At 69.0% G+C, this 8515-nt stretch carries 11 protein-coding genes; 1 reads left to right on the top strand and 10 read right to left on the bottom strand.

Annotated features, from left to right (window positions below; genetic code table 11):
- Positions 1-316: 316 nt before the first annotated feature.
- The 10 genes from ACFFNX_RS34420 to ACFFNX_RS34375 all read right to left on the bottom strand — a co-directional run bounded on the left by ACFFNX_RS34420 (position 317) and on the right by ACFFNX_RS34375 (position 8194).
- On the bottom strand, positions 317-628 hold the full coding sequence (locus ACFFNX_RS34420; RefSeq protein WP_329256515.1) for a DUF2469 domain-containing protein: 312 nt from the start codon (positions 626-628) through the stop codon (positions 317-319).
- Positions 629-655: 27 nt separating this feature from the next.
- A complete protein-coding gene (locus tag ACFFNX_RS34415) occupies positions 656-1444 on the bottom strand; it encodes a ribonuclease HII (RefSeq protein ID WP_378210091.1) in 789 nt (262 codons plus the stop codon).
- Between the two features lie 576 nt (positions 1445-2020).
- The gene (lepB, locus tag ACFFNX_RS34410; RefSeq protein ID WP_378210090.1) at positions 2021-3004 is read right to left on the bottom strand and encodes a signal peptidase I; all 984 of its coding nucleotides are present in this window, start codon (positions 3002-3004) and stop codon (positions 2021-2023) included.
- Between the two features lie 503 nt (positions 3005-3507).
- Positions 3508-3858 carry a 50S ribosomal protein L19 gene (rplS, locus tag ACFFNX_RS34405; protein ID WP_329256509.1) on the bottom strand — a complete coding sequence of 117 codons (351 nt, stop codon included), beginning with the start codon at positions 3856-3858 and terminating at the stop codon, positions 3508-3510.
- 105 nt (positions 3859-3963) lie between these two features.
- Entirely contained in the window at positions 3964-4737 is a 774-nt protein-coding gene (gene trmD, locus ACFFNX_RS34400; RefSeq protein WP_378210089.1) for a tRNA (guanosine(37)-N1)-methyltransferase TrmD, read from the bottom strand.
- A gap of 8 nt (positions 4738-4745) precedes the next feature.
- The gene (gene rimM / locus ACFFNX_RS34395; protein ID WP_378210088.1) at positions 4746-5243 is read right to left on the bottom strand and encodes a ribosome maturation factor RimM; all 498 of its coding nucleotides are present in this window, start codon (positions 5241-5243) and stop codon (positions 4746-4748) included.
- A 148-nt stretch (positions 5244-5391) separates the two neighbouring features.
- Positions 5392-5634: an RNA-binding protein gene (locus ACFFNX_RS34390; protein WP_378210087.1), complete on the bottom strand. Its 243-nt coding sequence runs from the start codon at positions 5632-5634 to the stop codon at positions 5392-5394.
- Position 5635: 1 nt separating this feature from the next.
- Positions 5636-6106, bottom strand: coding sequence for a 30S ribosomal protein S16 (rpsP, locus tag ACFFNX_RS34385; protein WP_378210086.1), 471 nt, complete (start codon positions 6104-6106; stop codon positions 5636-5638).
- Positions 6107-6382: 276 nt separating this feature from the next.
- Complete coding sequence (ffh, locus tag ACFFNX_RS34380) at positions 6383-7939, bottom strand: signal recognition particle protein (protein WP_378210085.1); 1557 nt, start codon at positions 7937-7939, stop codon at positions 6383-6385.
- A 105-nt stretch (positions 7940-8044) separates the two neighbouring features.
- A complete protein-coding gene (locus ACFFNX_RS34375; protein WP_378210084.1) occupies positions 8045-8194 on the bottom strand; it encodes a hypothetical protein in 150 nt (49 codons plus the stop codon).
- Positions 8195-8267: 73 nt separating this feature from the next.
- On the opposite strand from ACFFNX_RS34375, the gene ACFFNX_RS34370 reads away from it, so the two are divergent.
- The coding region (locus ACFFNX_RS34370) for a LysR family transcriptional regulator (RefSeq protein WP_378210083.1) at positions 8268-8515 on the top strand (248 nt) is incomplete at its 3' end.

Genomic DNA, 8515 nt, shown 5'->3' with positions numbered 1-8515 from the left:
AGGGCCCGGAGCAGGAAGGGCCCGGAGCAGGAAGGGCCCGGAGCAGGAAGGGCCCGGAGCAGGAAGGGCCCGGAGCCAGAGGGGCTCGGAGCAGGAGGCCCTCGGACAGGAAGGGGGCGTCGGTAGGGGGCTTGGAGCAGGAAGGGGCTTAACGGCCCACGCCGAGGCCTGTACGACGACGCCCTCGTAGAACTCATCGAACCGTGGGAAGGACGCGGCTGTACGGCCAGAAAGATCGTTCTCGGTGTCGGCGGCCGTACCGATGCTCCTCAACCCCGGCCGGGGCCGTCGGCTTAATGACGTTGGTAGGCGAGTGTCAGCTTTCGGGGAGTTCCAGGTCGCTCTTGGCGAGTTCTTCGACGTTGACGTCCTTGAAGGTCACCACGCGGACGCTCTTCACGAAGCGGGCCGGGCGGTACATGTCCCAGACCCAGGCGTCCTGCATCGTGACCTCGAAGAAGACCTCTCCGTTGTCCGTGCTGCGCACCTGCAGGTCGACCGTGTTGGTCAGGTAGAACCGGCGCTCGGTCTCCACGACGTACGCGAACAGGCCGACGACGTCGCGGTACTCGCGATAGAGCTGGAGCTCCATCTCGGTCTCGTATTTCTCGAGATCCTCTGCGCTCATGGCCGTTCCCCTCCCCGTACCACCGGCTCAGGCGACATCCGCCCGGCCGGCGGTGTCTTCGTACTCTGATGCGTCCCAGTCGGCTTCCCCGTTGACCGGGGCATCCTCTTCCTCCGCGGAGCCCGTGACCACGCAAGTCTCCTCGATCTCCCCGTTCGCCGCGCGTGCCACGTTGATGAAAGAACGCCGATGTTCGGGACACGGACCATGCTCTCTAAGCGCTGCCGTGTGCGCTCGTGTCACATATCCCTTGTGCACGGCGAAACCGTACTCCGGATACCGCTCGTGCAGATCGGTCATGATCCGGTCTCGTGTCACCTTCGCCACGATCGAGGCGGCGGCGACGCATGCGGCCACGCGGTCGCCCTTGGGCATCGGGAGGCCGGGCGTCACCAGGCCGGGTACCCGGAAGCCGTCGGTGAGGACGTAGCCCGGCACCATGGTCAGGCCCGCCAGCGCCCTGCGCATGCCGGCGATGTTGCACCGGTGCAGTCCGATCTGGTCGATCTCCTCACGAGGGATCACCAGCGCGCACCAGGCGGGTGCCGTCTCGGTGATCTCCGCGTAGAGGCGTTCGCGGCGGGCGGCGGTGAGCAGTTTCGAGTCCGCCAGTCCTTCGAGACGTCCTCGGCGTGGCGGCGCCAGCACGACCGCGGCGACCACGAGCGGTCCCGCACACGCTCCCCGCCCTGCCTCATCGACCCCTGCGACCGGGCCCAGCCCGGCGCGTTCGAGTACCCGCTCGTAGGCGTACAGCCCGGCGTCACGCCGAGGAGTGAGACCACGGGGGCGGTGAGCCCGGACATCGATGTGCACATGACGCAGGGTACGTCGCCAACGGCCGCGCCCGCGCTCGAACGCCGGCAGGACAGGGCCCCCGGAGCCGAGATGGCCCAGGTGAGAAGGGCTGATCGTCCCGCCCCGGACACCCGAAAGACCTGTCATATCCTTTTCAGGCGCCGCGCAGGGGAAAGTGATCCGTCGCCAGAGCCTCGGTCATATCTCGATCGAACGGCAGCATTGACACCACAGCCACCGAACACTGTTTTCTGCCACATAAGGGCATAAAACGCCCCTCCGCCGTGGAAAGAGACCAGGATCGGCCAAGTCGCGGCTGCCGCCGGCGGCTCGGCAAGGAAATCCGGATCCGAGGCAGGCCGGACGTCGGCCATGCAAAAGACGTGGCATGCGCGCCCCAACGGCGCCCACACCCACCCGGAGGAACGGCTACGGCCGAACGCCTTGCCCGACGACGTCTCAGCAGGACGCTCGACGCTCAGTACCAGCGTCGCCGCGCTCGGGCACGTCGAGCGGCCCCGATCGAGCCGACCATGCCCCGGCCGGCCACGCCCCGGCCGGCCACGCCCGTGCCGGCGGTGCCGGCCGGGTCGGTCAGCGGGAGCGGCGGGCGCGGATGCGGCGGCGTAGGAGTGTGATCGGCACGGCGCCGATCAGGCCCAGAGCCAGCGGCGTCTCCGGCAGGACGCCGTTCGCCAGCCCCGGAGCGTCGAAGGTCGACGGGATCGACAGCGTCTTGATGCGGGACAGCGGCCAGACGATGACGAAGGCTCGGCCGATCACGCGGCTCTCCGGGATCGTGCCGCCGCCCGGGTCGCCGATGTGGCCGCGCGAGTCGTACGACACCTCGCGGTGGTCGCCCATCACCCACAGGTGGCCCGCCGGCACGGTGACCTTGAACTTGCTGTCCGAGGGCCGGTTCTGCTCGCCCGTCTGCGGGTCGGTGTAGATGTAGGACGACTCGGCGAGCGGGTGTCCGTTGACGGTCACGCGCCCCTGGGCGTTGCAGCATGCCACGTGGTCGCCCGGAACGCCGATGACGCGCTTGATGTAGTCCTTCTCCCCCGGCACGACCCCGAACGCGCTGCCGACCGCGTGCAGCACCTTCGACACCGGGTTCTTCGGCTGCGGGTACTGGACCTCCGGGTCCCAGGAGTCGAGTCCGTTGAAGACGACGACGTCACCGCGCTTGATGTCGCGCGTGTGGTAGACGATCTTGTTGACCAGGACGCGGTCGCCGACCTTGAGGGTGTTCTCCATCGACTGGGACGGGATGTAGAACGCCTGCACCGCGAAGGCCTTGATGACCAAGGCGAGCGCGAGCGCCACACCGACCAGGATGGGCAGTTCTTTCCAGAACGACCCCTGTTTCTTCTTCTTGCGCCCCTTCTGTCCCGACCCATCGTCGCCGGGGCGCTCGGAGTCGGTCTCGTCCCCGACCAGGGCCGCGTCGCCGGGCGGGCCGTTCGGCCGGCGCCCTTCGCCGTTCACGCCGTCCCGAGAGTCCCCGGATATGTCGTGGCGCGTTTCACCGGAAGTGGGCGCGGGCTCGCGCAGGCCCTGCTCGTCGTCGCTCATCATTGGGAAGCCTAATGCCCTAAGGCCGCACGGGAGGTTATCGGCCGCGTGTCGTCTCCGGCAAGGACGCCGGAGTCATCCGAATAGAGAACTTCGCCCTGGAACGCCATTGCGCCGTCCCGGACGATTCGCAGTGCCCGTTGTACCCGTAAGGCCCCGCCGACTCAACTTGACCTTGCCGAGACTTGACCTTCCGTCCGACGATGGCGCCCGAAAGAAGACGGCCTTGCGGCATGCCTCCCGATTTCCGGGCCGCGATATCGATGGCCGGAAGTGGCAACCAGGCCACCAGCGGAACGGACACGCCACCCGGCCGGGACACCACTCGAGGCGGGCCTCTTGGAGCCGTACGCCACGCCGGACCAACGCCGTCCGACCGGAACGAACAACGCGGCCGGCCGCGCACCCCAAAGAGCCGTTCCAGGCACCAAAACGCCGAACCTCCCGAACGCGGGCCGTTTCCGGCGGATCGGTTCGGGAGGAGGGCTTCGCCGGAGGCGCGCTCAGTTCTCGCGCTTCTCCTTGATGCGCGCGGCCTTGCCGCGAAGGTCGCGGAGGTAGTAGAGCTTGGCGCGGCGGACGTCACCGCGGGTGACGACCTCGATCTTGTCGATCGACGGGCTGTTGAGCGGGAACGTGCGCTCCACGCCCACGCTGTAGCTCACCTTGCGGACGGTGAAGGTCTCGCGAGCGCCGCCGCCCTGGCGCCGTATCACCACGCCCTGGAAGACCTGGATACGGCTGCGGCTTCCCTCGGTCACGCGCACGTGGACCTTGAGCGTGTCACCCGGGCGAAAGTCCGGTACGTCCGACCGCTTCGCGGCGTTCTCGATCTCCTGGATCAGGGTGTGCATGACTGAGGTTCCTCGTGTTGGACACGCGCACGGCACAGGGCGCCGCAACGCGATGGGATCTTCTGGGAAGTCTGGGCGCGCCCAGCCTGAGGCCGGGCCGACATCTCAGTGTGCCATATGTTCGCCGTCGATCGGAAAACCGGCCTCCGCCAGGGTACGCCGATCGACGTCGTCCAGGGTGTTGCGAGCGATCAATTCGGGTCTCGTCGCGGCCGTACGGCGCAGGGCCTGGTCGCGCCGCCACCGGGCGATCGCGCCGTGGTTGCCCGACATGAGCACCGGGGGGACGTCGCGTCCGCGCCAGGTCGGAGGCTTGGTGTACACCGGGCCCTCGAGCAGCGCCGCCATCCGGCCCGGTGCGAACGAGTCGTCGCTCACCGAGTCGGCGTTGCCCAGCACGCCGGGCAGAAGCCGCGTCACCGCCTCGACGATGACGAGCACGGCCGACTCTCCTCCCGCGAGGACGTAGTCGCCGATGCTCACCTCATCGACCGGCATCCGCGACCGCGCGTCCTCGATCACCCGGGCGTCGATGCCCTCATAGCGTCCGCACGCGAACACCAGCCACGGCTCCCCCGCGTACGCGACGGCCGTCTCCTGGGTGAACGGGCGCCCGCCGGGCGTGGGTACGACCAGCCGCGGCGCCGACCCGGCCGGGGCGATCGCGTCGAGGGCGTCGCCCCACGGCTCGGGTTTCATCACCATGCCGGGGCCGCCGCCGTACGGGGTGTCGTCCACCGTACGGTGCCGGTCGTGGGCCCAGCCGCGCAGGTCGTGTACGTGGACGTCGACGTCGCCGCGCTGCCGGGCCTTGCCCAGCAGCGAGACGCCGAGCGGCGCGAAGTAGTCCGGGAAGATCGTGATGATGTCGAGTCGCATGGGGGTCTCTACTCGAGCAGACCGGGCGGCGGGTCGAGGACGACGCGGCCGGCGGGGAGGTCGATGGTCGGGACGATCGCGCCGACGAACGGCACCAGCGCCTCGTCGCCGCTCGGGCGGCGCAGGACCAGCAGGTCCTGACCGTGGTGTTCGACGTCCACGATCTCACCGAGCTCGGTGCCGTCCGGGTCCACGGCGGCCAGCCCGATCAGCTCGTGATCGTGGAACTCCTCCGGATCGTCGCTCGGCGGGATCTCGGCGGAGTCGACGAGCAGCAGCAGGCCGCGGAGCGCCTCGGCGGCCGTGCGGTCGTCGATCCCGGCGAACCGCACCAGCAGGCGGCCCGAGTGCGCGCGGACCGTCTCCACCGTCAGCGTGCCCGCGTCCTCGGTGGCGAGTGAGGATCCGGGGGCGAACCGCGCGGCCGGGTCGTCGGTGCGCACGTCGACGCTGACCTCGCCGCGGACGCCGTGCGGGCGGCCGATACGGCCGACGACGAGCTGCATCAGGCCCCGTCCCGTACGCGTCGGAACGACGCCGAGATCCCCGGCGGCACGGTGGCGGCCGGGGATCGGACGGGCGTGGATCCTTCGTGGGGCCGAGGCATCGGCGACCCGGGCGCCGCGGCGCGGGCCGGGGATCCGGAGGACACCGTCAGCGCGCCTCGTTGAGGTCGAGCAGGTCGACGCGGACGTATCGCCCTCCGGCGATGGCGCCCATGACGGTGCGCAGGGCCTTGGCGGTACGGCCGTTGCGCCCGATGACCTTACCGAGGTCGTCGGGGTGCACGCGTACTTCGAGGACCCTGCCGTTGCGAAGCCGGCGCGCCCGCACCCGAACCTCGTCTGGATGCTCGACAATGCCGCGCACCAGGTGTTCGAGCGCCTCTTCGAGCACGCTACGCCTCGCTCTTGGCTTCGGCGGCGTCCTCGGCCGGCTGCTCCTCCGCCTTCGCCTCGTCCTTCTTGGCCTTCTTCGGCGCGGCCTTCTTGGACTTCGGCTGGGTCGCCTTGCCCTCGGGCTCGTTCGCCGTCGCCTTGAGAGCGGCGGCGAAGACCTCGGCCTTGTCCGGCTTCGGCTCGGCGACCTTCAGCGTGCCCTCGGCACCCGGCTCGCCCTTGAACTTCTGCCAGTCGCCGGTGACCTTGAGGATCGCGAGGACGGGCTCGGTGGGCTGGGCGCCGACGCCCAGCCAGTACTGCACCCGCTCGGAGTCGACCTCGATGAGCGAGGGCTCCTCCTTCGGGTGGTACTTGCCGATCTCCTCGATGGCGCGGCCATCGCGCTTGGTGCGGGAGTCGGCAACGACGATCCGGTAGTACGGTGCCCGGATCTTCCCCAGACGCTTGAGCTTGATCTTGACTGCCACGGGTGTGGTGTTCTCCAGATTCGAAATGGATGAGCGGACGGGCGCCGGGTGGGGACCTGCGCTGCCGCTCGGAAGGACACGGCTCGCCCGGGTTGAGAGAGGGTCCCTGACTGACCGCGGTTCCAGCCTGTCATTCTGCCAGACGATCGCGGTGAAGTCGCAATCGATCAGGGTCCTGTTTCTCCCGACCAACCGCCTCGGCCGGCCTCCCGCGCCGACTTTCACCGTCGGCCGTACGACAAAACAGACGATCACCGCACCATCGGCGGAATTCGGTTATTTCTTGTTCTTCGGGTCCTGCAGCTTGGACAGATCCGGCATCTGGAAACCCGGAGGCAGCTGTCCCGGCAGGCCGCCGCCCAGGCCGGGCGGCAGTCCCTTCGGCAGGGCGTCCTGCTTGGCGCCGCCCTTGCCGGCCCCCTCCTGGGCGCGCTTGCGCGGGTCACCGCTGCGCTGGCGGCCCTTCTTGTTCTTCTTGTTGTTGGCCTTGACCGCCTTGCGGCGAGTGCCCGGCATGCCGGGGATGCCCATCCCGCCGGCCATCTGACGCATCATCTTCTGCGCGTCGAAGAAGCGGGTGACCAGGTTGTTGACCTCGGTCACGGAGACGCCGGAGCCCTTCGCGATGCGCGCACGCCGCGAGCCGTTGATGATCTTCGGGTTGCGCCGTTCGTCGGGCGTCATCGAGTTGATGATGCCGCCCACCCGGTCGAGATCGCGGTCGTCGATGTCGTCGATCTGCTCCCGCATCTGCCCCATTCCGGGCATCATTCCGAGCAGGTTCTTGATCGGCCCGAGCTTGCGGATCATCTGCATCTGCTCGAGGAAGTCCTCGAGGCTGAAGTCCTCACCCGAGGCGAACTTCGAGGTCATCTTCTCGGCCTGCTCGGCGTCGAACGCCTTTTCGGCCTGCTCGATCAGGGTGAGGATGTCACCCATGTCGAGGATCCGCCCGGCCATCCGGTCGGGGTGGAAGACGTCGAAGTCCTCGAGCTTCTCACCGGTCGAGGCGAACATGATCGGCTGACCGGTGATGTGGCGCACCGACAGCGCGGCGCCACCGCGCGCGTCGCCGTCGAGCTTGGTGAGCACGACGCCGTCGAAGCCGACACCGTCGACGAACGCCTGCGCCGTCGTGACCGCGTCCTGGCCGATCATCGCGTCGACGACGAAGAGGATCTCGTCGGGCTTCACCGCGTCACGGATGTCGGCGGCCTGGCGCATCATCTCCTCGTCGATGCCCAGCCGGCCGGCCGTGTCGATGATGACCACGTCGTGCTGCGCGTGCCGCGCGTGCTCGATCGAACGCCGGGCCACCTCGACCGGGTCACCGACGCCGTTGCCCGGCTCGGGCGCGTACACCGGCGTGCCGGCACGCTCGCCGAGCACCTGGAGCTGCTGCACGGCGTTGGGTCGCTGGAGGTCGGCGGCGACGAGCAGCGGCGCGTGGCCCTCGTTCTTCAGCCAGCGTGACAGCTTGCCCGCCAGCGTCGTCTTACCCGAGCCCTGCAGGCCCGCCAGCATGATCACGGTCGGAGGCGTCTTGGCGTACCGCACCCGCCGCGTCTCGCCGCCGAGGATGTTGATCAGCTCGTCGTTGACGATCTTGACGACCTGCTGGGCGGGGTTCAGCGCCTGGGACACCTCCGCGCCGGCGGCCCGCTCTTTGATCTGCGCGATGAAATCCTTGACGACGGGCAGCGCCACGTCGGCCTCGAGCAGCGCGATGCGAATCTCGCGCGCCGTGGCGTTGATGTCCGACTCGGACAGCTTGCCCTTGCTGCGCAGTGAGGAGAAGACCGTAGTCAGCCGGTCGGAAAGCGTCTCGAACACGTGTCTGGCCAGTCCTAGGAGCTTCGGGGATCGACCTACCACACTATCCGTTCGACAGGCCTGGGGCATGACGGTCGGCGCGCGGCCCCGGACATCGGCGGCGTCTCAGCGAAGACCGTCGTAGCGCAGCAGCCGTGGCCGCACCGCGCCGCAGGCACAGCGGGTGTAGACCAGCACACCCTCCGACGTGAAATGCCGCGAGACGACGGTGTACGGGGGTTCCTGCGGGCTGCCGCATCGATGGCACCGGTTCATGCCGCCAGTGTCGGCCGCCCCTACAGTTGAGGTCCAGCTCATCTTTTCACCAATGACCATGTGAGGAAATCGCATGATCGAGTCGGTCGACCTGCGTCGTCTCCAGGTACTGCGCCTCGTGCACCGCCACGGAACGGTCACGGCGGCCGCCGACGTCCTCCACCTCACGCCGTCCGCCGTCTCCCACCAGTTGCGCCAGCTCGCGCGCGAGACCGGCGTCGCGCTGCTGGAGCCCGACGGACGCCGCGTCCGTCTCACGCCCGCCGGCCGCGCCCTGGTCGCCCACGCCGACGCTCTGCACGCGGGCTGGGAGCGGGCGCG

The sequence above is a fragment of the Actinoallomurus acaciae genome, assembly GCF_042429965.1.
Taxonomy (GTDB): Bacteria; Actinomycetota; Actinomycetes; order Streptosporangiales; family Streptosporangiaceae; genus Actinoallomurus; species Actinoallomurus acaciae.
Note: the sequence above shows the minus strand (reverse complement) of the source record. Positions and strands in the feature narration are given on the sequence as shown.